This window comes from Shewanella frigidimarina NCIMB 400 (assembly GCF_000014705.1).
Lineage (GTDB): Bacteria > Pseudomonadota > Gammaproteobacteria > Enterobacterales > Shewanellaceae > Shewanella > Shewanella frigidimarina.
On sequence record NC_008345.1, the window covers coordinates 1,693,650 to 1,719,016 of the forward strand.

The window sequence follows — 25,367 nt, forward strand, 5'->3', positions numbered from 1 at the left end:
CCGACTCATTGGACCCTGACATGAATGGTCGTGTGGATGTTGAGCATGATGTCAGTGGCGTGATTGATGTCCGTGTTGGTTATGCTGATAGCATCGATTCATATTTGGATGGTGGATTGGGCAAGTTTGGCGTTGATAATGGTGCACACTTAGCCATATCACAACTGGGGTTAAGTTATCAAAGCCAATGGGGCGATGCTTGGTCGAGTCGTATTGTGGCGAATGGATATGTTGATGGTATCAATAATGGATTAGGTATCACTGAAGCCATTTTACGTTATCGTGATATTCCGAGTGAGCAAGGTATTCGGTTTGATGTTCAGTTTGGCTTGATGTATCCGCAAATATCGTTAGAAAATGTTGCTACAGCGTGGGCGTCGCCTTTCACCTTAAACTATTCAACCATTAATAGTTGGTTGGCCGAAGAAGTCAGGCATGTTGGCCTGTCGACAACGGTTGAATCATTAGGGAAATATCGGCAATCAGAGCATGATTTTTCATTAACAGCTGAAGCATTTATGTTTAACGATACCACTGGAGCTATGTTGGCCTGGCATGGCTGGACTCAAACCTCAAGACAAACCTTAGTGCAAGAAACCATTCCCATCACTGCCATTCCTGCAATGGAAGAGGGTGGTATGTTAGATGCTCAAGCCGCTAACTCAGATCCTTTTACTGAACTTGATGACCGTATCGGTGGGCATGTACTCGCAAAGTGGACTTGGCGTAATAAAGGCAGTGTTCAAGCCGGCTATTATGACAATAACGCCAATACGCATATTGTTAAGCAAGGTCAATATGTGTGGTTGACCCAGTTTGGTCACATCGGGGCAAAATGGCGTTTGCCATTTGGTGTTAGTTTAATCAGTCAATTTATGCAGGGAACCACCTTAATGACCAATACTGAAGGTTTTCCTGTGGTCGATAATGATTTTTATTCTGGCTACGTGTTATTGAGTAAACGTTGGGACAAGCACAGATTAAGCCTAAGAGTTGAAGACTTTTCTGTTACCGATAATGACCTTACTCCTGAAGATAATAATAATGAAGATGGCCAATCATTGACCCTTGCGTATCAATATCAACTCGATAGACCGTGGTTTATTCAATTTGAATATAATGCTGTCGATTCAACTCGACCTGCTAGAGCGTATCTTAATGAATCGGTCGAGCTGCTTGAGCAACAATGGCAAGTGTCTAGCCGTTACTTTTTTTAGTCAAACCTATTGCAAGTTAATTCAATAAAGTTAGCAAGATAAAGTTAGCAAGACAAAGTTAGCAAGACAAAGTTAGCAAGATAGGGGTAGTTTGAAAGGTGTTTATTATTCCCAGTTTAAGTTAGTTAACGGCTTGTATGGGTTAACTACTAACAAGGGCTAATGCAGAGTCAACAATCATAAAAAAACGCTATGCTGTTAGGCATAGCGTTTTTTGTTCAAGCATCATGTCGTTTAATCTAAGCGTCAGTTAACATCCACTTCGATTAACTAAATGTGCTCCAAATTGGCGCGTGGTCTGATGGTTTATCAATACCGCGTAATTCGTAATCTACATCTGACTCAACTAAACGTGGCAACATTGACTCTGTGACCAGAATGACGTCAATTCGAAGTCCACGGTTATCATCAAAACCTTTACTACGATAATCAAACCATGAATAACGTTCAGTGCGAGTAGGGTGTAATTGACGGAAACTATCGATAAAGCCCCATTGCTGTAAACGTGCTAACCATTCACGTTCTTCTGGTTGGAAACTACATTTACCGGTTTTTAACCAACGTTTGGCGTTAACCTCACCAATACCGATGTCTAAATCTGTTGGCGAAATATTAATGTCACCAATAATCGCGATGTCTTCATCTGCGCTATGATGCTTTTCTAAATGCACCATTAAGTCTTGATAAAACTTACGTTTCGCAGGGTACTTTGTTTCGTGATGGATGCTTTCACCTTGTGGAAAGTAACCATTGAAAACGGTTAATATGCGGCCATTATCTTGCTTGAATTGACCAATAATCAGGCGGCGTTGCGCGTCTTCATCATCGGTTTCAAAACCTTTAATAACATTGACAGGTTCTGCTTTTGACAACATCGCCACGCCATAATGTGCTTTGCCACCATGATAATGGACCTTGTAACCCATAGCCTCAACATCAGCTACTGGGAAAGCTTCGTCATGCACTTTGGTTTCTTGTAAGCCAATTATATCGGGTGAATGACTGTCAATGAGAGCTTGCAGTTGATGCAAACGAGCACGAATACCATTGATATTAAAAGAAACTATTTTCATTAAGGAAGCACTCGTTTAAATGGCTTAACGATAACGCTTTTGTACACGCCAGCACCGATATAAGGATCCACATCAGCCCAAGCTTGTGCATCTTCTAATGAAGGAAAGTCAGCAATAACTAATGATCCTGTGAAACCCGCTTCACCAGGATTTTCATTATCAATTGCAGGGTGTGGTCCGGCAGTTAATAAACGGCCTTCATCGGCTAAAGCTTGTAAACGTGCTAAATGTTCAGCACGAACAGATAAACGCTTTTCTAGACTGTTTTCAACATCTTGAGATGAAATCATATACCACATATAGCTGCTTCCTTTATTTGATTTTACATAAACAATTATTGGTTATCAGTAGGTTGCGAGTTGTCATCTTGCATATTTTTATACAGATAAACTACCGTTATTACTGTGTTAATTAAGGTAAGGGCGGTTAAGCCAAATACTTTGAAATTAACCCAGGTTTCTAAAGGTAAATTAAACGCAATATAAATATTGGCGAAACTACATAATACAAAAAATCCAACCCAATACCATGTGACTTGAGCCCATATTCTATCGTCCACTTTCATTTCTTTGCCTAACATGCTCTTAAGCGCAGATTTTCCCATGATTTGTGAGGCAATTAACCCTATAGCAAACAAGGCATAAACGATACTGACTTTCCATTTGATAAAAGCATCATCGTGGAAAAATAGGGTGAGGGAACCAAATACCGTCACCATGGCGAAGGTGGCTAAATGCATTTTTTCAATATGTTTATAAATCAGATAGGTAATGACGAGTTGAATAGCCGTGGCAGCAATCAATACTCCTGTTGCGGCGTAGATATCATAGAATTTGTAAACGGCAAAAAAAATGACAAGTGGTAAAAAGTCTAACAGTTGTTTCATAAAAATCTCTTGCAGGAAAAGGACAACAAACCGCTGTCACTACGACAATATATGCCGATTGTAACATGATGAGATAGTGTTTATGAACCATAAGCAGTCGTGCTATTGCTCCCTGAGTGATCATTGTTGCTTTAAGGTGAGCCATAACTGAGTTTCGTTGAGTAGATCAGCACTCTTTTTAGATAAAAAGGGATTATGCAGCACAAATTCAGTGCGGTTATCCAGCTCTGATTTACTGAGCATACCTTGAGTGATTGGATGGTTGTAGAATAAGTCGTCGAAACTACCGTCATCGATGGCTTTTCTTAGGCCGAATTCAATGCGACTAGCTAAGGATGTGTTGTCTTTACTGACAAAAAAATAAATGGGGGCGGGGTATTTTAATAAAATTTTTCGTTCAAGTACGACATCTGGATAACGGTCCAAGTCTCGCCATGGTTCGTGTATTGAGCGGGGATAGTAGTCGAATCGACCTTTCAGCAACATCGCTATTAACCGACTATCACTGCCCGATGTGACTGTAAAACCATTGCTGTTCAAAATGGGCACATCTGGCCAATCAGCACCCTGGCCAATTAAGGTTTTTTTGATGTCTTCTATGGAGTGTATGTTATCAAATCTAGCTTGATCATTTCTACGGATTAACCCAATTCGGTAACCCATTAGCCCTTTAAGCAATGGCACATAAATAGCTTGTAATTGATCTTCCCGTTCGATGCTGGTCATGGTCCAGACAACATCAATAATCGTGTTATCAGCCACCATTTTAAGTGCACGACCCTGTGGCATTTGAATCATGGCGGCATTCATTTGAAAGTCACCATATTTGTCGCGACTTTTTTCTAACGCAAGTTCAAGTAACGAGACGAAATATGCTTGTTTTGGGTCAATCCCATGAATTGCAGCATTATAAGTGACGATAGTTTTAGGTTGTGGGGAAGTGTCTACAGCCTCAAGACTGTAGCTAACAAATAGAATGGTAATCGTTAAAATCCCTATTAACGAACTTTTCATATAACACCGAATTGGTTGATATTTGTCCTAGTATAACGGACATAAAAAAAGGAGCAATAAAATTGCTCCTTTTTCAACCAAAAGTGGGGCTTATGTCGCCGCTTTCATTGCAGCGGTAAATTCAGCCAGTTTCGCCAGTAATGTGGTTTCATCAAGTTGATGTGCTTCAATGATTTTAACCACTGCAGAACCTGAAATAGCACCTGCAGCGCCCGCCTTGATGGCTGCTCGTACTTGCTCAGGCTCGGCAATACCAAAACCTAATAGTGGTGGCGGCGCATTAAACTCGGCGAGTTGTGCCAGAATGTTTTCAATTGGCTCGCCAGCTTTGGATTCTGTACCCGTGACGCCAGCTCGTGATAGCAAATAGGTGTAACCTTCACCTTGTTCACTGACCATTTTTAAGGTGTCAGCATCAGCATTGGGCGGTGCAATAAAGATGGGTGCAATACCATGTGCTTTGGCGGCTTTACTAAAGGGAGCAGACTCCTCAACAGGCACGTCAGCAATCAACACTGAATCCACACCAGCAGCTTGAGCTTTAGCGTAAAACTCATCAATACCATTAGCAAAAACTAGGTTGGCATAAAGCAATAACCCGATAGGCATATCAGGGTGTTGAGCGCGGACTTTAGTGATGATGTCAAAACAATCACTAGAAGTTGTACCTGCCGCTAATGACCGTAAGTTAGCACCTTGTATAACGGGGCCATCGGCTAATGGATCTGAAAAAGGAAAGCCTAACTCAAGGGCGTCAGCACCATTATCGACTAAGGTCCGGATAATTTTTAATGATAATTCAGGGCTCGGATCGCCAATGGTCACAAAAGGAACAAATGCACCTTTATTTTGTGCTTTTAGTGCAGCAAATTTTGCTTGATAACGGTTACTCATTGCCGCTCTCCTGTTGTTTTTGTTTGGCTTCTAAAATATCTGCCACTGTAAAGATATCTTTGTCACCACGGCCGGATAAATTAACCACTAAAATGGTTTCTTTAGTGGCTTCTTTTGCCATGCGTACAGCATAGGCTAGGGCATGGGCAGACTCTAATGCAGGAATAATCCCTTCGCAACGAGCGAGCGTTTGAAACATTTCAAGTGCTTCATCATCGGTTGCTGACTCATAACGAGCACGACCAATGGCATTTAAATGCGCATGTTGTGGCCCAACGGATGGGAAATCAAGCCCCGCTGAAACCGAATATGACTCTTCAATTTGACCGTCGCTATTTTGCATTAAGGGTGATTTCATCCCAAAGAAAATACCGGTTTTACCATGTTTAAGCGGCGCGCCGTGCATCGGGGTATCAATGCCTTTACCAGCAGGTTCTACACCAATTAATTCCACTGACGGTTCGTCAATAAAGTCGGCAAACATGCCTATAGCGTTCGAGCCACCGCCTACACACGCGATAACGGCATCAGGTAAACGACCTTCTTTTTCAAGAATTTGTTTCTTGGTTTCTTCACCAATCATTCGTTGGAATTCACGCACAATTGTCGGGAATGGGTGCGGGCCGGCTGCTGTACCTAATAAGTAATGCGCTTTATCATAACTTGCAGACCAGTCGCGCATGGCTTCGTTACAGGCATCTTTTAAGGTTGATGAACCCGATGTAACTGGAATAACCTCAGCGCCCATTAGTTTCATTCTAAATACGTTTGGAGACTGACGCTCAATGTCTTTTGCACCCATGTAGACTTTACATTTTAAGCCTAAAAGCGCACAGGCTAGGGCTGTGGCCACACCATGTTGGCCAGCGCCTGTTTCGGCAATGATTTCTTTTTTACCCATTCGCTTAGCTAACAAAGCCTGACCTAATACCTGGTTGGTTTTATGCGCACCACCGTGGAGTAAGTCTTCACGCTTTAGGTAGATTTTCACCAGCGGATTTGGACTTAAATTACGAGTAAGTGTTAGCGCTGTTGGGCGGCCAGCATAGTTTTTCAACAGGTCGGTGAACTCAGCGATAAAGCTTTCATCTTGTTGTGCTTCAACAAAGGCCGTTTCAAGTTGTTTTAATGCAGGCACTAAAATCTGCGGTACGTACATCCCACCGTATTCGCCGAAATAAGGGTTAAGCTTGAGCTCGGTCATAAATATTCCCTTCGAGTAATCATGTTTTTAACTAAAAATAGTGTCGTAAATAGAAAATTAATTACGGCGTAATTGAGTAAATGCAGCAATCAGTTTTTGGTGGTCTTTATGGCCAGGGGTAGATTCTACTCCTGAATTTAAGTCGACCCCATAAAATCCTTGTTGGCTTGCTAGATAAACATTGTCTGGGGTTAATCCTCCCGCCAACATCGCATCTTGTTTATCATCAATATCTGCTTGCCAATTAAACGTTTGTCCGGTGCCGCCAAATTGATGTGCTGACTTGCTGTCGTATAAATAACGATCGGCGCCAGCAGGTTTTTGGCTCACTTCGCCGTTGTTACTGTTAATTGCAACGGCTTTCCAAATTTCGGTATTGAGCTGTTGTTGCTTAAGTAACGCTTTTAATTCTGTGATTTCAAGTTCAGTTTCATTGCCGTGTAATTGCACTGCAAAAAGATTCAGCGTTTGGGCTAATGAAGCGATATCTGCAACGGGGTGATTAACAAACACACCCACCATATTTAAGCCAATATTACGTTGCTGCATTTGGGCGATTAATTCACTTGCTTGTGCAGGTGTTACGGCTCTAGGTGATTTTGGATGAAAAATTAGCCCTCCAAATACCGCTCCAGCTGTAGCTACTGCCTCAATATCGTCAATTCGAGTCAAACCGCAGACTTTATTGTTCCCAAAAATAAGTTGTCTGCACGCTAAATCAATATCGTCTTGCGCCATAATTGAACTGCCAACAAGATAACCGTCAACCAATGGATTTAGGCGGCAAACTTGTTGATGGTTATAAATGCCTGATTCACTAATGACCACTCTGTCTGCTGGGATTTGTGGTGCTAATAACTCAGTTGTCGCCAAATCAGTACTTAAGTCGCGTAAATTACGATTGTTAATACCAATTATTGGGGCAAGGAGATCAATCGCTCTAATCAATTCTGCTTGGTTACTGACTTCGGTTAAGGTATCTAATTGATACTTAGCCGCTTCGTTGGCTAATAAACGATATTGCTCATCATCAAGTACTGACAACATCAGTAAAATGGCATCAGCACCTTGATGGGCTGCCAATTTCACTTGATACGGGTCAACAAAAAAGTCCTTACAGATAATCGGTTGAGTTACCCTTGCGCGGACTTTTGGAATGTAGTCCATGTCACCTTGGAAAAACTGTTCATCGGTTAGCACAGAGATGCCAGCAGCGTAATGGACATAAATATCTGCGATGGCTTCAACATCAAATACAGGGCGAATAAGCCCTTTAGAAGGGCTGGCCTTTTTACACTCAAAAATAAACTGAGCATTAGGTGCTTTCATGGCATCGTATAAGCTACGGTCAGATATTTTAGGTTGTAGGTTGGCTTCAGGGAAACGCAGTTTTAGCGCGGCGATATGGGCCACTTTAGTATCAACGATACGGGTTAATACATTACTTTCTGGCTTACTCATTGTGTTCTCCAGCTTGGCTCGCGGCAGCTAAATCGGTTAATAAGGTAAAAGCTGTACCGCTGGCGAGTGTGGCAAGTGCTAGCTGAGTACCGGCTTGAACTGAGTCGCAAATACCACTGATATACAAAGCACAACCTGCATTAATCGCCACGGCATCTCGATGAGCAGGGAGGCCTTTACCTTGTAAAATGGCTTGAGTGATTAAAGCGTTGTCTGCTGGTTCTCCACCCGTTAGCTGTGCTATGTCTGCACGGTTAACACCGAGATCTTCAGGGCTAAGTTGGTAAGTACGCACCACACCGTCTTTTAGTTCTGCCACATGAGTATTATCATGTAATGCTACTTCATCTAAACCACTGCCATACACCACCATAGCGCGTTTAACCCCAAGGGCATGAAGTACTTGCGCAATAGGTTCGATGAGTTCAAGTGTATAGACGCCCAGCAACATAAATTCTGGGCTTGCTGGGTTAATTAATGGGCCTAGCACATTAAAAATGGTCCGAGTTTTTAACGCTTGTCTTACTGGTACTGCGTGTTTCACTCCGCCATGGTAATGCGGCGCAAATAGAAAACATAAGCCAAGCTTATCTAAACATTGGCTTGCAGCGTCTGGTGCCATGGTGAGCGCAATACCGCAATGTGACAGTAAGTCAGAAGAACCAGACTTGCTTGATACGCTGCGGTTACCGTGTTTTGCTACTTTTGCCCCCGCAGCTGCTGCAACAAATGCGGCTGTAGTCGAAATGTTGATGGTGTTATGGCCATCGCCACCTGTACCGACAATATCAACAATGCCGCTTTGTTTTGAGGCATCACTGCGTGGGAAAGGTTTAGCGGCTTGGCGTAATGCGTCTGCTGCACCGGCTATTTCATCAATGGTTTCGCCGCGCATTTTTAGCGCCACTAACATACCCGCCATGGTAGCAGGTTGCATATCACCTTGAATAATAGTGCTAAACACTTGTGCCATTTGTTCGCGAGTTAATGGCTTACCTTGGTACAGATGGTCGAATAAGGTTTGCAGATTATCCATTACTTACCTCCAGTAAAGGCATGGTCTTGGGTTAAATACGCTAATGTCTGCGTAAGTAACTGACTGCCTAAGGTGGTTAAAATTGATTCTGGATGAAATTGAAAGCCCATTGCTTGATGTTGTGGATGCAATACCGCCATTGGCATGTCATCTGTGGTGGCAATAACGTCTAAACAGTCAGGTACTTTAGTCGCAACTAAGCTGTGATAACGGGCAACCGGTAATGGGGAGGGTAAATTGGCAAATACGCCCTGACCATTATGGAAGGTCGGGCTGGCTTTACCGTGGACAACAAACGGTGCTCGTTCTACTTTGCCGCCATAATATTCAACCATGGCTTGATGACCTAAACAGATGCCAAGCATTGGGACTTTACCAGCCACTTTGCCAATGAGTTCCATCATGCAACCCGCTTCATGAGGCGCACCAGGTCCGGGTGATAACACCAATGCCGTTTTACCGGTTTCATTGATGAGCTTTTCAGCCACATAATCGGCACTGACATCATTACGATAAATGACAACTTCACAACCTAGGCTGCGGAATTGATCGACTAGATTGTAAGTAAACGAATCGAAGTTATCGAGTAGGTATAATTTCATCGGTTTATTTGCTTGTGTGGTTGCAGTGCTCATAGCCCACCTCCCATTTTTATCGCAGAAATGACCGCTTGGGCTTTTTGACGTGTTTCATCCGCTTCGGCTTGTGGGTCTGAGTCAAACACCACGCCAGCACCTGCTTGTATATGAGCAACATCATTTTTAACAAAAGCTGAACGAATAACGATGCAGGTATCCATGTCGCCGAGACCATTGAGGTAACCCACTGCGCCACCATAACTGCCGCGACGAGCTTGCTCTGCTTGGCGTACTAATTGTGATGCACGTACTTTTGGGGCTCCTACTAAGGTTCCCATGTTCATGCAGGCTTGATAAGCGTGCAGAGCATCTAAATCTAAGCGTAATTGACCGGTAACACGACTGACTAAATGCATCACGTGCGAGTAACGATCAACTTTTAACAGTTCAGCCACTTTACGGCTACTGCTTTGGCTGATGCGAGCGATGTCGTTACGGGCTAAATCGACCAGCATTAAATGTTCTGACAATTCTTTCTTATCTAAACGCAGCTCAAGTTCGATACGGCTGTCTAGGTCAAAATCAATCTCACCTTGGGCATTTTTACCGCGCTTACGCGTGCCTGCAATGGGATATACTTCGACTTGGTTACTGGCCGCATCATATTTCAGGGCACTTTCTGGCGACGCACCAAATAAGGTGAAATCAGGGCCTCTAAAATAGAACATATACGGACTTGGATTGGTTAAGCGCAAAGCGCGATATGCACCAAGCGTATTCGGGCAAGGTAAGCTGAAACAACGAGATGGCACCACTTGAAAAATATCACCGGCGACAATGTGTTCTTTCAAATCAATCACGGTTTGCTTAAATTGTTCGTCAGTAATGTTAACTTTTTCGTCGGTTGTCACTGGTGTTAACGGAGCAATATCACCTAGCTCGGCGCATTGTTCGATAACGTGTTGCAGTTGCAGATCTAATTGTTGCGCAATGATGTTATCTTGACTGAATTGGTGGCTAACAATCTCGGCTTGCTGAGTTTGATGGTCAATTAAAATAAGTGTTTCAGCAAGATAGAATAAATAGTCAGGACAATCATTGTGAGCGTTGGGCGCAGCAGGGAGTGGCTCGACGGTATCAATTAAGTCATATGCTAATACACCACCTAAAAATAAATCTTCAAATTTAAGTGGATTATTGGTTTGAATGTGCTTAATAAACATTCTTAAGCCATCAAGAGGAGATGTTGACTTTAAGCGTGCATCTTCGTCTTGTAACTCGGTGGCCTTTTTCAATGTGACGATTAAAGTATCATTATCTCGTTGTTGCTGTGCATCACTGAAGAAGTTGGCAATTGGCACTAACAAGGCCGCACCATTGTGCGTTAATGCACTAAAAGTGAGTTGATAACCGTCGCAACGTATCATCATTGCCGCATGGGTGAGTACGATACTTTTTAAGTGGTCTTTACTTTCGACCTCAGCAGACTCTAATAGCATGGTATGCGGCGCGTTATTAGTGACTTGCTGATACAGTTTTAGCGGATCAGTATGGTAGGTTAATGGCTGCTTTTGCGTGGTAACCTGAGCGAGTTGGTTTGGTGTAGTCACTGTTGTCGTCATCACTATGTCGCCGCTCCTTGTATCCTGTTTGTTTATCATCTGTTGGCCTTTAATATTATGTAACCCGAGTGACTAAATTGAATGGGCCAAATAACAAGAAAGCCCACATCTCTGCGGGCTTTTTGGTAAAATCTTGTCTCTTAAAAATGAGCACAACGCTTCACACCACCCGTTAATTTGGGAAGTGCCACCACCATGTAATGTGTAATGAAGCTAAAGAGTGTGTCATCGTTAATCGCTGTATTATGTCTGTGTTTAATGCCTATAGGAAAACCCAGCTGGAGGTTAATGTCAATTGAATATTTCTCAAAAGCTGACAATAAATGACAATCAGGATAGATCTAGTCTATTTATTGAGCCCTCTAACTAACTTATGCATAAATAATTCATCAATTGCCATCATTTATTCATAAATCCAAGCAGTATTTTTATCGCCACTCTAGTACAATAACCACATGATTACAGAGACTCTCTTGGCCGATCTTCACAGCCACACGACCGCATCAGACGGTCAATTAACACCAACAGAATTATTAACTCGCGCTATTGAAAAAGGCGTTGAGATGTTTGCTATTACTGACCATGACACTGTCGGAGGGTTAGCAGAAGCGCATCTTGCTAATCAAAACCATGCCACGCCGTTATTATTAATTAACGGTTGTGAGATTTCGACTCGTTGGAACAGTTTTGATATTCATATCGTCGGATTAAATTTGGATATCGCTCACACAGGATTATTGGAGTTTTTAACTCATCAACGTGAGTTGCGTGAAGTCCGAGCCCAAGAAATTGGTGAACGTTTAGCTAAAGCTGGGATAGAGGGTGCCTATGAAGGTGCTAAAGCTATTGCCGGTGATGCAGCGCTTAGCCGCGGCCATTATGCTAGATGGTTAGCAGATAATGGTCATGCGACAGATATGCCTAGCGTATTCAAACGCTACTTAGCTCGAGGCAAAACAGGTTATGTACCCAATAATTGGGGCGATATGGCCAATGCGATAGAGCATATTCATCAAGCCGGTGGTGTTGCTGTATTAGCTCATCCCAGCGGTTACAAATTATCGGCCAAATGGCTTAAGCGCTTAGTGCGTGAATTTGCAGAGGCCGGTGGCGATGCGATTGAAGTTATTTTAGGTCAGCAAACATTAGACGACCGTAATAATCTTATTGCATTAAGTAAGCAAAATAACCTACTTGCTTCAGTGGGGAGCGATTTTCACTTTCCCAGTAATTGGATCGAGTTAGGTAAAAACTTATTCCAACCACAAGGTGTGGAATGGGTTTGGCAATCACAACATTGGACGAACAGAGTATGAGTCAATTTTTTTATATTCATGATGAGAACCCACAAGCACGATTAATTAATCAAGCAGTGGCGATTCTTAAACAAGGTGGAGTCATTGTTTACCCAACTGACTCAGGTTATGCATTGGGCTGTATGATTGGTGAAAAAAATGCCATGACGCGTATGGCACGTATCCGCCAGATTGAAAATGACACCAATTTTTCATTAATGTGTCGTGATTTATCTGAGCTGGCTAATTTTGCCCGCGTTGATAACCAAGCATACCGTTTATTAAAAAGCTGTATGCCTGGCCCATATACATTTATTTTCAAAGCCACTAAAGAAGTGCCACGCCGTTTACAGTGCGATAAAAAGCGCACCATAGGCATTCGCGTACCTAATAATATTATTGCGCTCGCGTTACTTGAAGCATTGGGCGAACCAATGATGACCACCAGTTTAGTAATGCCAAATGAGCAATTTGCTGAATCAGACCCAGAGCATATTCGCGATATACTCGATCACTTGGTCGACGGTATTATTCACGGTGGTTATTTACCTGAAAATCAAACGACAGTGATTGATATGTCTGAAGATGAGATGGTGATATTACGTCATGGTGCTGGCGATACCAGTGCATTTGAATAAACGAAAGTGATACCCGCAGACGAATCATCTAAGATAAACATGCCAGGCAGTCAGCAAAGCCTGCCATTAGCAATGGTTCGTGGCCAAGCGCTTAATAGCATGCCCGTAGACTTGTTTATTCCGCCAGAGGCCTTAGAAGTGTTTCTTGAAACCTTTGAAGGCCCATTAGATTTATTGTTATATTTAATCCGTAAACAAAAATTAGATGTGGTTGATTTGCCTATTCAACAAATCACCCAACAATATTTACTCTATATTGAAATTCTCACTGAAGCGCGGATTGAACTGGCTGCCGATTACCTTGTGATGGCGGCAACATTAGCGGAGATTAAATCCCGATTATTGTTACCTAAAATGGCCAGTGAAGATGATGAGGAAGAAGATCCTCGAGTGGTGCTTATACGGCAATTAAAAGCCTATGAGGTGATCAAACAAGCTGCAGTCGATATTGATACGTTACCGCGGATTGAACGAGATGTGTTTCAAGCATCCGTTAGCGCGGCTCCAGACATTAAACCTATAACAGTACCGCCTGAAGTGTCGCTGGTGGATATTGCCCGTGCGTTTGGCGAAGTACTAAAACGCATTGATGCTAACGAAGATCATCATGTAAAGCGTGAACATTTATCCACCCGTGAACGCATGAGCCAAATTTTAGCTAAGTTATCTAGTACAGAATACATTGGTTTTGAGTGTTTGTTTGATGTCAGTGAAGGCCGAGCAGGTGTGGTAGTGAGTTTTTTGGCACTCATGGAGCTGGTTAAAGAATTACTCGTTGAGTTAGTGCAAAATGAACCGTTTTCACCCATCTATGTAAAAGCGTATTAATTAACGATATTCGAAGAGATCCATGAAGCCAATTAATCCTATTCAGTTAAAACAGCTTATTGAAGCCAGTTTGTTTGTCTTAGCTAAGCCGTTGTCGGTAAAAGCCATTAAAGAAACGGTGTTAGCTGACTTTAGTGTATCGCGTACGCGCATTCAGGAAACGCTTGATGAATTACAGCAAGATTATCAAGAGCGAGGCGTACAGCTAGTTAAAATCGCTAGTGGCTATCGTTTTCAAACTCAAGAAATACTCAGCCCTTATTTACAACCTCTTTGGCAAGAAAAATCCCCTAAGTACTCTCGTGCAACGCTTGAAACGTTGGCGGTGATTGCATATCGACAACCGGTAACGCGTGGTGATATTGAATATATTAGAGGCGTGGCGATTAGCAGTCATATTATAAAAAGTTTAGCGGATCGGCAGTGGATTAAAGTGGTTGGCCATAAGGAAGTGCCCGGAAAACCAGCATTATATGCGACCACCCCTGCATTTCTGGATTATTTTAATTTAACAAAACTTGCCGATTTACCTGCATTAACGGATGCCGCATCACTACAAGGGTTATTTGATAAAGTGCAAGTTGCTCTCGATGAATCTAACGATGATGACAGTAGTGATGATCACCAAGACGATGATCAACAAGTCAATGACGAGCAAAACGATAGCGAAAACGGCAGTGATACAACGACAAATGAACTTGATGATGTAGACGACGAAGCCGTCGATGTTGTTGAAAAAAGCCAAAATCTAACCCATTAAATCCACACTTTAGTATTGGTTGTCGTCGTTTTTTCGCTGGTTTGCACGGGTAGTTGTGCGAGCATGTAATCGAGTAAGCGCTGACCCGTTAGGCTTAAAAATCGTCTTGATGGATACACTAGAAATACCACGCCTGTATAAGGCGCTAAATCATTAAATAAACGTACTAACTCCCCTTGCTCTACGTCATCGTGACATAATTTTTGTGGTAAATAACCTATCCCTCGGCCTAATTTTGTCGCTTCATAAGCCAGTTGAATGCTGTTGGTGCATAAGTTGCCTTTTACGGCCTGCATTGCATCATTGGCGAGTGGAACTTCACTGAAGGTTTTACCATTTGGGAAGCGAAATAGAATTGAGTTGTGTTGTTCAATATCACTCAAGGTGACAGGCATGCCAGCTTTGGTTAAGTATTCTGGGCTGGCAAAGAAACACATATCTTCACTGATAACTGGTTTTGCCACCATGTCGAGTTCACTAAACGTTTCATTCACCATAAACGCGATATCAATATTGTTACGTACCATGTCTAAGGGCTCAGTACTGGTAATAATTTCAATCGAACAGTTAGGATTTTCATCCATAAAGGCAAATATTTTACTCACAATATCCATTATCTGTGGGATAGGAAATATCAAAATCCGCAAGTGGCCAGTCAACTCTGCTTTGTTGTCGGTGATATCTGAAAGGGTTCTGTCTAAGTCAGCTAACATCACCAAGGTTTTTTCATAGAAATGACTGCCTGCAGAGGTCAGTGTTATTGCCCGGCTTTGACGATGAAATAACTTTAAATTTAATGACTCTTCTAACGATTGCAAGCGTCTGCTGACCGTCGATTTAGGCAAATTCAATAAGTTAGCCGCTTCAAGTATGCTGCCTGTTTCGACAATTCGGTGAAATAAGGCAATGTCTTCGGTTTTCATATTGATTGCTCTGATAATGGCAAATAAGTCAAACTCAAATAATGAGACTGATATTCCCAAATAAACCCATTTATTGCAACTATGATTCAGGGTATTGTTCAGCCAAATTGTAAATTAACTGTTATCCCTGAAAAGGGAAATATTGTTATCACCACGTCTTTTTAACGCTTAGTTCCCAAGGATCATAGTCGATGAAACATCGCTCAACATTGCCGTTGGCACTGCTTATTTCTCTTATTTTAGTCGGTTGTACGCCTGTTGAAAGCGCTGTACAAGAAGTGCTTGTGCGCCCAGTAAAATTGTTTGAAGTGGCACAGTCGTCAGGCAATACCATTCGTCAGTTTCCTGCAAGAGTCGAAGCCAATAGCCGTGCAGAATTATCATTTAGGATTTCAGGCCAACTTGTCAGATTGGATCTCGTTGAAGGCCAACACGTTAAACAAGGTGTTTTACTGGCTCAATTAGATGATCGCGATGCGCGTAATAATTTAATGACTCGAGAGGCCGAGTATGACTTGTTGCTCGCAGACTTTAGCCGTAATCAAACTCTTTTAGAACGTAAATTGATTTCACAAGCGTTATTTGACAGCAGTAAAGCCCAACTTAAATCGGCCAAAGCAGCGTTAGCCGCTGCCAATGACCAAGTTAGTTATACCCGTTTAGAAGCGCCGTTTAACGGCACCATTGCAAAACGTTTGGTGGATAACCACCAAATTGTTCAACCAAATCAAGGTGTGATGACTCTGCAAAATAATCAGTTACTTGATGTCAGCATTCAAGTCCCAGAAGCAATGGCAGCAGTATTAACTCAAGATATTGCCAACGGTTTAGCCGCAAAAGTACGTTTTAGTGCACTAAATGACATGGTGTTTGATGCAAAATTTAAAGAATACTCAACTCAAGTGACACCAGGCACACAAGCTTACGAAGTGGTGTTTTCATTACCACAACCTGACAATGTACAGCTATTGCCAGGCATGAGTGCCGAGTTAACTTTAGCGACACTCAATGACTCGAAACAGAGTTTTAGGACTATTGTTCCTATTTCTGCCGTAGACAAACAAGACCAAAATGGTGATGTAACCGTATGGCGTTATCAGCCAGATAGCGGAGATGTTAGCCCGGTAAAAGTGACTCTCGGGCGGGTGAGTACTGACGGCGTCGAAGTGTTAACTGGGCTCCAAAAAGGCGATGCTATTGTTGCAGCAGGATTATCGCAATTATCTGAAGGCATGAAAGTAAAACCTTTACGCTGGCAACGAGGAGTGTAATTGATGAATGTTGCTGAGTATTCCATCAATCACAAAGTCATTAGCTGGATGTTCGCGTTTTTACTGCTTATTGGCGGCAGTGTTGCTTTTACTGGATTAGGACAATTAGAATTTCCTGAATTTACCATTAAGCAAGCGTTGGTGATCACCGCTTACCCTGGTGCGTCGCCTGAACAAGTAGAAGAAGAGGTGACATTACCGCTTGAAGATGCATTACAGCAGCTTGATGGTATTAAACATATCACCTCTATTAACAGTGCTGGACTATCACAAATTCAGGTTGAAATTAAAGACAGTTATGACAAACATCGCTTACCACAAGTGTGGGACGAGGTACGTCGAAAAGTTAATGACACGACAGGCCGTTTACCACCCGGCACCGCAAAGCCACAAGTGATTGATGACTTTGGTGATGTATACGGTATTTTACTTAACTTGTCAGGTAACGATTTTAGTAACCGAGAACTGAGCAACTATTCAGATTATTTACGCCGCGAACTTGTGCTTGTTCCCGGGGTAAAAAAAGTCTCTGTGGTGGGTGATGTGACAGAGCAGGTTGTGATTGAAATTTCACAACAAAAATTGTCAGCGCTAGGTTTAGATCAAAATTACATCTATGGATTAGTCAACAATCAGAACGTAGTGTCTAATGCTGGCAGCATTGTCATTGGTGATAATCGTATCCGTTTACATCCCACTGGTGAGTTTAGTTCTGTAGAGGAATTATCTCGTTTGGTGGTGAGTTCACCAGGTAGCACTGAGCTTATTTACCTTGGGGATATTGCTAACATTGAAAAAGACTATGACGACACCCCAAATGTGCTTTATCACAATAGAGGTGAGGCGGCATTGTCGTTAGGTATTGCGTTTTCTGGCGGCGTAAACGTAGTCGATGTTGGTCAACGTGTTAGTGAACGTTTAGTTGAGCTTGAATCGCAACGACCGTTAGGGATGAGCCTTGATACGGTTTATAACCAAAGTTCTGCTGTAGATAATACCGTACAAGGTTTTTTGATTAACCTTTTAGAGTCGATTGCGATTGTTATCGCGGTATTGTTATTGTTTATGGGCCTTCGTTCTGGATTATTGATGGGCCTAATTCTGTTGCTAACGATTTTAGGTACTTTCATTGTGATGAAAGTATTAGACATTGAATTGCAGCTTATTTCTCTAGGTGCGCTGATCATTGCCTTAGGCATGTTAGTCGACAATGCCATTGTGGTGACCGAAGGTATTTTAATTGGCTTACAACGAGGCAAAACCCGCCTTGAAGCGGCTAAGCAAGTGGTATCGCAAACACAATGGCCATTGTTAGGCGCAACGGTAATAGCCATTATTGCTTTTGCACCAATTGGTTTGTCCCAAAATGCTGCCGGTGAATTTTGTCGTTCATTGTTCCAAGTGTTGATGATTTCACTGTTTATCAGTTGGATAACAGCAATTACTTTAACACCATTTTTCTGTAATTTATTATTCAAAGAAGCCTCGCCACAAGCTGAACAAGTTGACCCTTATAAAGGTTGGTTGTTTACCACTTATCGCAGTTTTCTGTATTTTGTATTGCGCTTTCGTCTAGTTACGTTGTCAGTGGTGTTGGCGATGTTAGTCACTGCAGTAATAGGCTTTGGTCATATTAAAAACGTGTTTTTCCCCGCATCGAATACGCCAATATTTTTTGTTGATGTATGGATGCCAGAAGGGACAGACATAAAAGCAACTGAGCGTTTCACCAGCGAAATAGAGAAAAAGCTACTGCAAGAAAGTGAACTTAATGACAGCGGTTTAGTACACCTCACATCTGTCATCGGCCAAGGGGCTCAGCGTTTTGTATTACCTTATCAGCCTGAAAAAGGTTATCCAGCCTTTGCTCAGCTTATCGTAGAAATGCGCGATCTCGCAGCAGTTAAGGCTTATATGCCGCAAGTTGAACTGTTGTTAAATAGCCATTTTCCCCAAGCACAATATCGCTTTAAAAATATGGAAAATGGTCCGTCTCCAGCGGCCAAAATCGAAGCGCGTTTCTATGGCGAAGATCCTCAAGTGCTGCGCAGTTTGGCGGCACAGGCTGAAATGGTGTTTAGAAATGAGCCGACAATGGATGGTGTTCGCCATGATTGGCGCAATCAAGTGCCACTCATTCGTCCGCAACTGCAAAATGCACAAGCACGTGAAACCGGCATCAGTAAGCAAGATTTAGATAATGCCTTACTGGTTAATTTTAGCGGCAAACAAATTGGTTTGTATCGTGAAACTAGCCACCTGTTACCGATTGTTGCTCGTGCACCTGCAGCCGAACGTCTTCAAGCTGATAGTTTGTGGAAAATGCAAATATGGAGCACTGAGAACAATATATTTGTACCCGCAACGCAAGTAGTGAGTGAGTTCAGCACGGAATGGGAAAACCCTCTCGTGATGCGCCGTGATCGAATTCGTATGCTGGCAGTATTGGGCGACCCCAAATTGGGATCTAATGAAACGGCAGACTCGGTACATAAAAAAATCAGAAGTAAAGTTGAGGATATTCAGTTGCCTGCAGGTTATCGCTTGGAGTGGGGCGGTGAGTTTGAATCAGCAGGTGAAGCTCAAACAGCCGTATTTAGCTCGATCCCAATGGGTTATTTAGCCATGTTTTTAATTACGGTATTTCTGTTCAATTCAGTTAGGCAGCCTTTAGTTATTTGGTTCACTGTACCATTAGCGGTCATCGGTGTTTCAGCGGGGTTACTATTGTTCGATGCCCCATTCAGCTTTATGGCGCTACTTGGATTATTGAGTCTTTCTGGAATGGTGATTAAAAATGGCATTGTATTAGTGGACCAAATCAATCTCGAACTTGAAGAAGGTAAAGAACCTGGATTTGCACTGGTTGATTCGTGTGTGAGCCGTGTTCGTCCGGTGATGATGGCGGCCATTACTACTATGTTAGGCATGATCCCATTAATCAGCGATGCTTTCTTTGGTTCTATGGCCATCACTATCATTTTTGGTTTGGGCTTTGCTTCTCTACTCACCTTAGTGGTGTTGCCGGTAATGTATAGTCTTGTGTTTAATCTTAAAGTGACACGTTAACCTCTACATTTCATATTGAGTTGTTTACTAAGGCAGCTGACGGTTTCGCGTCAGCTGCCTTTTTTGTGTGATTCAATGGCTTGGTCTGTAAACTCTATGATGATTTTGGTGATTAACGGTGGTATTTTTTGCTCACAAGCCCCATTCAGCGTATAATCTACGCACTTTTCTAATTGTATGCGCCATTGGCGGGTACAATCCTAAAAAGACAATAAAATAAAAGTGATTAACCTTTTGTTTTTTATTAAATTTCTTTAAAGAGTCCCCGCTAATGAGTGAAAAATTGCAGAAAGTCTTGGCCCGTGCAGGCCATGGCTCCCGTCGTGAGATGGAGGCATGGATTGCTGCAGGCCGAGTTAGTGTTGACGGTGAAATTTCTGGCTTAGGTGATCGTGTCGAGGCTGATGCCAAAATACGTATTGATGGCCGTGCTGTTTCATTAAAATCAGCTGACGATATTATTTGTCGTGTGCTGGCATATCATAAACCTGAAGGTGAAATTTGTTCGCGCAAAGATCCTGAAGGCCGTACTACCGTGTTTGAACGTCTACCTAAAGTGCGCGATGCTCGCTGGGTTGCGGTAGGACGTTTAGATATTAATACTTCAGGGTTGTTGTTATTTACCTGTGATGGTGAATTAGCTAACCGTTTAATGCATCCGTCAAATGAAGTAGAGCGTGAATATGCAGTGCGTACTTTTGGTGAAGTGCCAGAAGCAGCTGTACAGCGTTTACGTACCGGCGTGACTTTGGAAGATGGTCCAGCACAGTTTGATACCATTAAAGCCGCTGGTGGCGAAGGCATAAACCAATGGTGGCATGTCACCCTTCGCGAAGGGCGTAATCGTGAAGTACGTCGTTTGTGGGAATCACAAGACGTACAGGTCAGCCGTTTAATCCGCGTACGTTATGGCAAGGTTGAGTTACCAAAAACCTTACCGCGTGGTGGTTGGATTGAGTTGCCGATGGATCAAGTTAACTATTTACGTCAACTTGCTGGCTTAGAAGCTGAAACACGCTCTGTTTTAGGATCGGACAAACACAGTGTTGCTCGTTCTAAAGTTAAAAGTGCTAAAATCCGCCGTGCAGTTCATAAGCATAAAGTGGTTGGAAATCATGGCAAACCAACACGTCAGCGTAGCTAATGTTTTGATTTAGATTACTTTATAGAAGGTCGCAGATGCGGCCTTTTTTATTAACTTTTTTTGATAAAAATTAATTGTTGCTCACCTACTTGTCAAAAGTTTTTTCTCAGATATTATTCTCAAAATTTACGACTTATTGTGCTGTTATTCGACGATTTATGCGCCGCAGCATTTACATTAGTTATTAGGACTGTATGAAAAAATTATTGTTAGGTTTATTAGTATCATTATTGGTAGCGTGCGCATCGGCCCCTAGCTGGCAAGGGATGTCTGAACGTGAGATAAGCCAATGGAAAGCAATAGGTTTTGATTCAACTCAAGCACAAAATTGGCGTTTAAGAGGTTTTGGCCCTACTGAGTCTGATGGTTGGATAAAAGCTAACTTCAATTTAGATACTGCAACCATTTGGGCGAAAGAATCGTTTAATGTTGAAGAAGCGCAAGTGTGGAGCGAAGCCGGTTTTGAAATTGAGGAAGCGGTCACCAATCGCAGTAAAGGGTTAACCCCTGTTAGAGCCAATTAATCATTTTTTTGCTAAGCATCTCCTTTTGTTGAATTTTACATCGGATTGGCGTTTTTTGAAGCGTTCAGTTCGGTGTGATGAATATTTTAGTTGCTTGGCTAAAAAAAATCAGTAAAGTGTGCACCAAGTTAAGCAGGACGCGAAAGCAACGCTGTTTATCTTATGCAAATATGAATTAAGTGATTTGAAGTTTGTTATCAAAACACACTCAGTTTGCCCGAGTGGTGGAATCGGTAGACACAAGGGATTTAAAATCCCTCGCTGAATAAGCGTGCCAGTTCAAGTCTGGCCTCGGGTACCATTATAATCTCTAGTAATAGAGAGTGGTGTAAAAAAGCCTCAACTTTTGTTGGGGCTTTTTTACGTCTGAAATTTAATAAATAACATCGAAAAATAAAATCCCTCGCGCTCTTGTTGAACATTAGCGTGCCACTATTTTTCATCAAGAGTAGTCTGGCCTCGGGTACCATTATAATCTCTAGCAATAGAGAGTGGTGTAAAAAAGCCTCAACTTCTGTTGGGGCTTTTTTACGTCTGAAATTTGGTAGTTAAGGATAACAAACGCAAAAGAAGGTGAGGGCGATAAGAGCGAACGAGCCTAGATGCTAGGGCGGACTTCGGCCTACTAGTTCGCTACGCGGCTATAAGAGCGGGTTATTGGGAAAGTCGTTGGCTAGTTTCAGTTAGGTAGAGTTAAACGGGATAACTGCAGTTATAGCCTCTAGCCGCGAAGCGTTCTAGCACCTAGGCTTTTAATCTCCAGACGTTGAGCACTCTACGCTCAGCATGCAACAATAATCCGCAAACCGTTTTCTCGTGACGCAGTTATAGCCTCTAGCCGCGAAGCGTTCTAGTACCTCGGCTTTTAAGGTTACTACCACTTTGGCTTAAGCGTTGATCAATGCTTTTAATGCGGGTGAGACTTTAAAACTGGGTTGATTAAATCCGTCAATCTCTATGGCTTCACCCGTTTGTGGATTACGACCTACTTTTGGTAAGTAAAAGCGTAATTCAAATGTACCGAATTGTGGGATGTAAATTTTTTCACCTTCAGCTAAACCTTGATGAATTACCGCGAGGATTTGTTCAAGTTGTTGCTTAGCTTGAACTTGGGGAATGTCCATTTTACTGGCCATAGTTTGAGCGAGTTGTTTTTTATTCATGTGATTCTCTACTGCTTTAGTACTTCTTAATCCACTTATAACAATTCAGCATGGTCCTTCCTAGTTGTGTATTCATAAATTAATGTTAACTGGTTACTTTTCATCTAGATGATTAATTTTCATTTATTTAAGTAGGGCATAGGTAGCGCGTTGGTAACGCTTTGGTATTCAATTTTGTTGATTAATTGTTTCTGACATCCAGGTGCATTTATTATTTAGCATAATGGCTATATTCATTCCACTTGTGTGAAAAACATGACAATATCAGTGTGTGGGCCAATGGGGGATAGCATGTTCAGAAAACTGAAACTGTCTGTAAATGTTTGCATAATAAGCATATTGCTTTTGTGTATGTCGCCATTTGTCTTGGCCAACACTGAAGCTCAATATGAAAATTTAACTCAACACCTGCAATTACAGTATTTGGCTGAGCCCACCGCACAGCGGGCACAATATTTAGCGATATTACAGATGGGGTCCGCTGCCGAGCAATTAGAATATATCGACAACATTCAACAGAGTGTGGCTGCTTTTTGGCATAATAAACAAGTTTCTCTGCCATTTGATTCAATGGATAACACCACTTCGCTACGTGACAAAAATATTGCACTGGAGCCTAGCGTGGATGATTACCTGGGGGTGATAAACGATCTGCGTAAGTTAATGTGGTTATCACAAACGCAAGATTGGCCAGCCATCACGCTTGAAGGGCTGTTACGCCCTGGAGATCGTCATCCCAGCATTAAGCAAATTAATCAACGTTTGTGGTTATTGGGTGATGCATACGAATACCTTGAGGATGAAATAGATTATCAACCAGCTTTGGTGCAAAGCGTTAAACGCTTTCAGTCTCGGCATGGGTTAAAGACTGATGCCGTTATTGGCCCTAAAACCTTATTCTGGTTAAATCAAACACCACAACAACGAGCCTCTTTATTAGCAAAAAGCTTCGTAGAAAAAACGGTCTATTTGAGCCAACTGCCTCAACCTTATTTGTTGATTAATATTCCCGCTTTTCAAATGGTGCTAGTGGACCAAAATCAAGTTGTGTTAGCGTCTAAAGTGATTGTAGGTAAGTCATATCGACAGACGCCGGTGATGACGGGACAAATTTCCAATATAGTTATCAATCCCACATGGACGGTACCTCGACAACTTTTACGTAAGGATATTTTACCGCAAGTTAGGTCAAATGGGGCTTACTTTGCCGATAGACATTTTGATGTGTTTGATTATGAAGGTCATCGTGTTGATAAAACACCTCAACAATGGCAACAGGCTGCAACAGGTAAGTTCCCTTATAGAGTGGTTCAGCGCCCCGGTAGCGGTAATGCATTAGGCCGCTATAAATTTCATTTTAACAATGACCAGAGCGTGTATTTGCATGATACGCCAACCCCCGAAATGTTCGCACATGTGGAGCGGGATATATCATCAGGCTGTGTACGAATTGAAAAGGTGCAACAGTTAGCCGATTGGTTTGCTAACCATTTGGTTATCGACAAGCGTACTTGGGCCCATTTGCAGTCTAATCACACTCAAACTCAATGGTTTGCCTTATCGTCATCTTTACCTGTGCACATGGTGTATTGGCGCGCTTGGGTGGATGAACAACATGTTGCGCAGTACCGAGATGACATTTATCAATTAACCCCTGCAGAGTCGATGAAGTTATTAAGCCATAAAGCCATCAATAACGATATTGTGCAATAATCTTAATTGATGAAACAAAGTTAATGACGTTTTACTTTGCCCTAAGCGCTTGAGCTATATCACACTCTTATAGAGATTAGCGTATTTGTTGCTCAGCTCAACATGGGCAGACTTGCATTTATCAGCATTAATGGTTAATTTATTCGCCAGTTGGATAAAAAAGCAACAACAAAATAAAGACGTTATGAAGATGAAATCGTGCTTTTAAAGTCGATAAGTATCGTAATTTAGATAATTTAAGTGGTGTATAAATGACAATAGAGTGCCTAACTCGTCGGCAGTTATTATTAGGATTAAGCGGTGCCGCAGTGGTAACTATGTTACCTAATACCGCGCAAGCAAGTCGCTCTACTATTGGTGTTAAAGATTTACGTTTTTATAACTTGCACACCGGTGAGAGAAGCCAGGGAAGTTTTTGGGTTGATGGTCAATATCAATCGGAAACATTGACTGAGTTTAATCAAGTATTACGTGATCATCGCCAGAATGTAGCCGCACCGATTGATAAAAGATTATTTGAATATTTGTATAAATTACAGGCTACATTAGATAATCAAGATGAAATCCATGTTATTTCAGCTTATCGTTCACCAAAAACAAATCAAATGCTCGCTTCTCGCAGCAACGGTGTAGCCAAGAAAAGTTATCACATGAAAGGGATGGCGATGGATATTGCCTTACCCGGAGTGAAAACTAAGCACTTACGTGATGCTGCTGAGTCGCTTAAGTTGGGTGGTGTAGGATTTTATCCTCGAGATGGGTTTGTGCATATTGATTGTGGGCCTGTGAGGCGTTGGGGTTAATTAATACCAATCTCATTAATATCTAGTCAGTTCAGAGTCTCTCAGGTTTTTCAATTCAAGGCGCATTGATGTAGAAATGGTTGTTCCCTTTTAAATCGATGCAACACAGAAGTGGAATACCTGAGAGATTCCATTCCGGTGGGTTTCAAAGTACTTTATGCTTCGTTAGATGCTTTCAAAATACTACGCCATGGTCTATTTTTTCCATAAAAAATAAAATATTCCCACCATCCATGGCGGTCAGATGTTGA

The 25,367-nt window shown here is 42.2% G+C and carries 23 protein-coding genes and 1 tRNA gene; 12 read left to right on the plus strand and 12 right to left on the minus strand.

Annotation, left to right across the window (positions count from 1 at the left end; translation table 11 throughout):
- The first annotated feature begins 20 nt into the window (after nt 1–20).
- Complete coding sequence (locus SFRI_RS07275) at nt 21–1,217, plus strand: hypothetical protein (protein WP_150099377.1); 1,197 nt, start codon at nt 21–23, stop codon at nt 1,215–1,217.
- Nucleotides 1,218–1,483: 266 nt separating this feature from the next.
- On the opposite strand, the gene xthA is transcribed toward SFRI_RS07275, so the two are convergent.
- The 10 genes from xthA to SFRI_RS07325 all read right to left on the minus strand — a co-directional run bounded on the left by xthA (nt 1,484) and on the right by SFRI_RS07325 (nt 10,985).
- Nucleotides 1,484–2,290 (minus strand): exodeoxyribonuclease III, encoded by an 807-nt coding sequence (xthA, locus tag SFRI_RS07280; RefSeq protein WP_011636893.1) that lies wholly within the window; start codon nt 2,288–2,290, stop codon nt 1,484–1,486.
- Nucleotides 2,290–2,589: a YciI family protein gene (locus SFRI_RS07285; protein WP_011636894.1), complete on the minus strand. Its 300-nt coding sequence runs from the start codon at nt 2,587–2,589 to the stop codon at nt 2,290–2,292. Before SFRI_RS07285 ends, xthA begins: the two co-directional genes overlap by 1 nt.
- Before the next feature lie 35 nt (nt 2,590–2,624).
- Complete coding sequence (locus SFRI_RS07290) at nt 2,625–3,176, minus strand: septation protein A (RefSeq protein ID WP_011636895.1); 552 nt, start codon at nt 3,174–3,176, stop codon at nt 2,625–2,627.
- 120 nt (nt 3,177–3,296) lie between these two features.
- Nucleotides 3,297–4,190 carry a substrate-binding periplasmic protein gene (locus tag SFRI_RS07295; RefSeq protein WP_011636896.1) on the minus strand — a complete coding sequence of 298 codons (894 nt, stop codon included), beginning with the start codon at nt 4,188–4,190 and terminating at the stop codon, nt 3,297–3,299.
- Nucleotides 4,191–4,280: 90 nt separating this feature from the next.
- On the minus strand, nt 4,281–5,084 hold the full coding sequence (gene trpA / locus SFRI_RS07300) for a tryptophan synthase subunit alpha (protein WP_011636897.1): 804 nt from the start codon (nt 5,082–5,084) through the stop codon (nt 4,281–4,283).
- A complete protein-coding gene (trpB, locus tag SFRI_RS07305; RefSeq protein ID WP_011636898.1) occupies nt 5,077–6,288 on the minus strand; it encodes a tryptophan synthase subunit beta in 1,212 nt (403 codons plus the stop codon). The genes trpA and trpB overlap by 8 nt, the downstream gene beginning before the upstream one ends.
- 57 nt (nt 6,289–6,345) lie before the next feature.
- Nucleotides 6,346–7,749: a bifunctional indole-3-glycerol-phosphate synthase TrpC/phosphoribosylanthranilate isomerase TrpF gene (gene trpCF, locus SFRI_RS07310; RefSeq protein ID WP_011636899.1), complete on the minus strand. Its 1,404-nt coding sequence runs from the start codon at nt 7,747–7,749 to the stop codon at nt 6,346–6,348.
- A complete protein-coding gene (trpD, locus tag SFRI_RS07315) occupies nt 7,742–8,785 on the minus strand; it encodes an anthranilate phosphoribosyltransferase (protein ID WP_011636900.1) in 1,044 nt (347 codons plus the stop codon). The genes trpCF and trpD overlap by 8 nt, the downstream gene beginning before the upstream one ends.
- Nucleotides 8,785–9,387: an aminodeoxychorismate/anthranilate synthase component II gene (locus tag SFRI_RS07320; RefSeq protein ID WP_041413496.1), complete on the minus strand. Its 603-nt coding sequence runs from the start codon at nt 9,385–9,387 to the stop codon at nt 8,785–8,787. Before SFRI_RS07320 ends, trpD begins: the two co-directional genes overlap by 1 nt.
- 29 nt (nt 9,388–9,416) lie before the next feature.
- Nucleotides 9,417–10,985, minus strand: coding sequence for an anthranilate synthase component 1 (locus tag SFRI_RS07325; RefSeq protein ID WP_041412869.1), 1,569 nt, complete (start codon nt 10,983–10,985; stop codon nt 9,417–9,419).
- Between the two features lie 455 nt (nt 10,986–11,440).
- On the opposite strand from SFRI_RS07325, the gene rnm reads away from it, so the two are divergent.
- Genes rnm through scpB form a run of 4 tightly spaced genes read left to right on the plus strand, consistent with a single transcriptional unit; the run spans nt 11,441 to nt 14,506 of the window.
- The gene (gene rnm / locus SFRI_RS07330; protein ID WP_011636903.1) at nt 11,441–12,301 is read left to right on the plus strand and encodes an RNase RNM; all 861 of its coding nucleotides are present in this window, start codon (nt 11,441–11,443) and stop codon (nt 12,299–12,301) included.
- Nucleotides 12,298–12,918 (plus strand): L-threonylcarbamoyladenylate synthase, encoded by a 621-nt coding sequence (locus tag SFRI_RS07335; protein ID WP_011636904.1) that lies wholly within the window; start codon nt 12,298–12,300, stop codon nt 12,916–12,918. Before rnm ends, SFRI_RS07335 begins: the two co-directional genes overlap by 4 nt.
- Before the next feature lie 39 nt (nt 12,919–12,957).
- Nucleotides 12,958–13,746: a segregation and condensation protein A gene (locus SFRI_RS07340; RefSeq protein WP_011636905.1), complete on the plus strand. Its 789-nt coding sequence runs from the start codon at nt 12,958–12,960 to the stop codon at nt 13,744–13,746.
- Between the two features lie 22 nt (nt 13,747–13,768).
- Complete coding sequence (gene scpB, locus SFRI_RS07345) at nt 13,769–14,506, plus strand: SMC-Scp complex subunit ScpB (protein ID WP_011636906.1); 738 nt, start codon at nt 13,769–13,771, stop codon at nt 14,504–14,506.
- Here scpB and SFRI_RS07350 read toward each other — a convergent pair.
- Nucleotides 14,503–15,429, minus strand: a complete 927-nt coding sequence (locus tag SFRI_RS07350; protein WP_049763578.1) for a LysR family transcriptional regulator — start codon at nt 15,427–15,429, stop codon at nt 14,503–14,505. The genes scpB and SFRI_RS07350 overlap by 4 nt on opposite strands.
- Nucleotides 15,430–15,620: 191 nt before the next feature.
- Here SFRI_RS07350 and SFRI_RS07355 point away from each other — a divergent pair, with 191 nt between their 5' ends.
- The 5 genes from SFRI_RS07355 (at nt 15,621) to SFRI_RS07375 (ending at nt 21,738) form a co-directional block, all read left to right on the plus strand.
- Entirely contained in the window at nt 15,621–16,700 is a 1,080-nt protein-coding gene (locus SFRI_RS07355; protein WP_011636908.1) for an efflux RND transporter periplasmic adaptor subunit, read from the plus strand.
- Between the two features lie 3 nt (nt 16,701–16,703).
- The gene (locus SFRI_RS07360; RefSeq protein WP_011636909.1) at nt 16,704–19,769 is read left to right on the plus strand and encodes an efflux RND transporter permease subunit; all 3,066 of its coding nucleotides are present in this window, start codon (nt 16,704–16,706) and stop codon (nt 19,767–19,769) included.
- 271 nt (nt 19,770–20,040) lie between these two features.
- The gene (gene rluB, locus SFRI_RS07365) at nt 20,041–20,913 is read left to right on the plus strand and encodes a 23S rRNA pseudouridine(2605) synthase RluB (protein WP_011636910.1); all 873 of its coding nucleotides are present in this window, start codon (nt 20,041–20,043) and stop codon (nt 20,911–20,913) included.
- A 194-nt stretch (nt 20,914–21,107) separates the two neighbouring features.
- On the plus strand, nt 21,108–21,437 hold the full coding sequence (locus SFRI_RS07370; protein WP_011636911.1) for a hypothetical protein: 330 nt from the start codon (nt 21,108–21,110) through the stop codon (nt 21,435–21,437).
- A gap of 215 nt (nt 21,438–21,652) precedes the next feature.
- A tRNA-Leu gene (locus SFRI_RS07375) sits at nt 21,653–21,738 on the plus strand.
- A gap of 586 nt (nt 21,739–22,324) precedes the next feature.
- Here SFRI_RS07375 and SFRI_RS07380 read toward each other — a convergent pair.
- On the minus strand, nt 22,325–22,600 hold the full coding sequence (locus tag SFRI_RS07380; protein WP_011636912.1) for an HU family DNA-binding protein: 276 nt from the start codon (nt 22,598–22,600) through the stop codon (nt 22,325–22,327).
- A 351-nt stretch (nt 22,601–22,951) separates the two neighbouring features.
- Between SFRI_RS07380 and SFRI_RS07385 the strand changes: the two genes are divergently transcribed.
- A complete protein-coding gene (locus tag SFRI_RS07385) occupies nt 22,952–24,313 on the plus strand; it encodes a L,D-transpeptidase family protein (RefSeq protein WP_167526089.1) in 1,362 nt (453 codons plus the stop codon).
- A gap of 251 nt (nt 24,314–24,564) precedes the next feature.
- Nucleotides 24,565–25,116 carry a peptidoglycan L,D-endopeptidase MepK gene (gene mepK / locus SFRI_RS07390; RefSeq protein WP_011636914.1) on the plus strand — a complete coding sequence of 184 codons (552 nt, stop codon included), beginning with the start codon at nt 24,565–24,567 and terminating at the stop codon, nt 25,114–25,116.
- The last annotated feature ends 251 nt before the right edge of the window (nt 25,117–25,367 follow it).

What these genes read in the sequence shown, in the direction of transcription:
- SFRI_RS07275 (WP_150099377.1), top strand. Translation starts at nt 21, where the DNA reads ATGAATGGTCGTGTGGATGTTGAGCATGATGTCAGTGGCGTGATTGAT.
- xthA (WP_011636893.1), bottom strand. Translation starts at nt 2,290, where the DNA reads ATGAAAATAGTTTCTTTTAATATCAATGGTATTCGTGCTCGTTTGCAT.
- SFRI_RS07285 (WP_011636894.1), bottom strand. Translation starts at nt 2,589, where the DNA reads ATGTGGTATATGATTTCATCTCAAGATGTTGAAAACAGTCTAGAAAAG.
- SFRI_RS07290 (WP_011636895.1), bottom strand. Translation starts at nt 3,176, where the DNA reads ATGAAACAACTGTTAGACTTTTTACCACTTGTCATTTTTTTTGCCGTT.
- SFRI_RS07295 (WP_011636896.1), bottom strand. Translation starts at nt 4,190, where the DNA reads ATGAAAAGTTCGTTAATAGGGATTTTAACGATTACCATTCTATTTGTT.
- trpA (WP_011636897.1), bottom strand. Translation starts at nt 5,084, where the DNA reads ATGAGTAACCGTTATCAAGCAAAATTTGCTGCACTAAAAGCACAAAAT.
- trpB (WP_011636898.1), bottom strand. Translation starts at nt 6,288, where the DNA reads ATGACCGAGCTCAAGCTTAACCCTTATTTCGGCGAATACGGTGGGATG.
- trpCF (WP_011636899.1), bottom strand. Translation starts at nt 7,749, where the DNA reads ATGAGTAAGCCAGAAAGTAATGTATTAACCCGTATCGTTGATACTAAA.
- trpD (WP_011636900.1), bottom strand. Translation starts at nt 8,785, where the DNA reads ATGGATAATCTGCAAACCTTATTCGACCATCTGTACCAAGGTAAGCCA.
- SFRI_RS07320 (WP_041413496.1), bottom strand. Translation starts at nt 9,387, where the DNA reads ATGAAATTATACCTACTCGATAACTTCGATTCGTTTACTTACAATCTA.
- SFRI_RS07325 (WP_041412869.1), bottom strand. Translation starts at nt 10,985, where the DNA reads ATGACGACAACAGTGACTACACCAAACCAACTCGCTCAGGTTACCACG.
- rnm (WP_011636903.1), top strand. Translation starts at nt 11,441, where the DNA reads ATGATTACAGAGACTCTCTTGGCCGATCTTCACAGCCACACGACCGCA.
- SFRI_RS07335 (WP_011636904.1), top strand. Translation starts at nt 12,298, where the DNA reads ATGAGTCAATTTTTTTATATTCATGATGAGAACCCACAAGCACGATTA.
- SFRI_RS07340 (WP_011636905.1), top strand. Translation starts at nt 12,958, where the DNA reads ATGCCAGGCAGTCAGCAAAGCCTGCCATTAGCAATGGTTCGTGGCCAA.
- scpB (WP_011636906.1), top strand. Translation starts at nt 13,769, where the DNA reads ATGAAGCCAATTAATCCTATTCAGTTAAAACAGCTTATTGAAGCCAGT.
- SFRI_RS07350 (WP_049763578.1), bottom strand. Translation starts at nt 15,429, where the DNA reads ATGAAAACCGAAGACATTGCCTTATTTCACCGAATTGTCGAAACAGGC.
- SFRI_RS07355 (WP_011636908.1), top strand. Translation starts at nt 15,621, where the DNA reads ATGAAACATCGCTCAACATTGCCGTTGGCACTGCTTATTTCTCTTATT.
- SFRI_RS07360 (WP_011636909.1), top strand. Translation starts at nt 16,704, where the DNA reads ATGAATGTTGCTGAGTATTCCATCAATCACAAAGTCATTAGCTGGATG.
- rluB (WP_011636910.1), top strand. Translation starts at nt 20,041, where the DNA reads ATGAGTGAAAAATTGCAGAAAGTCTTGGCCCGTGCAGGCCATGGCTCC.
- SFRI_RS07370 (WP_011636911.1), top strand. Translation starts at nt 21,108, where the DNA reads ATGAAAAAATTATTGTTAGGTTTATTAGTATCATTATTGGTAGCGTGC.
- SFRI_RS07380 (WP_011636912.1), bottom strand. Translation starts at nt 22,600, where the DNA reads ATGAATAAAAAACAACTCGCTCAAACTATGGCCAGTAAAATGGACATT.
- SFRI_RS07385 (WP_167526089.1), top strand. Translation starts at nt 22,952, where the DNA reads ATGTCGCCATTTGTCTTGGCCAACACTGAAGCTCAATATGAAAATTTA.
- mepK (WP_011636914.1), top strand. Translation starts at nt 24,565, where the DNA reads ATGACAATAGAGTGCCTAACTCGTCGGCAGTTATTATTAGGATTAAGC.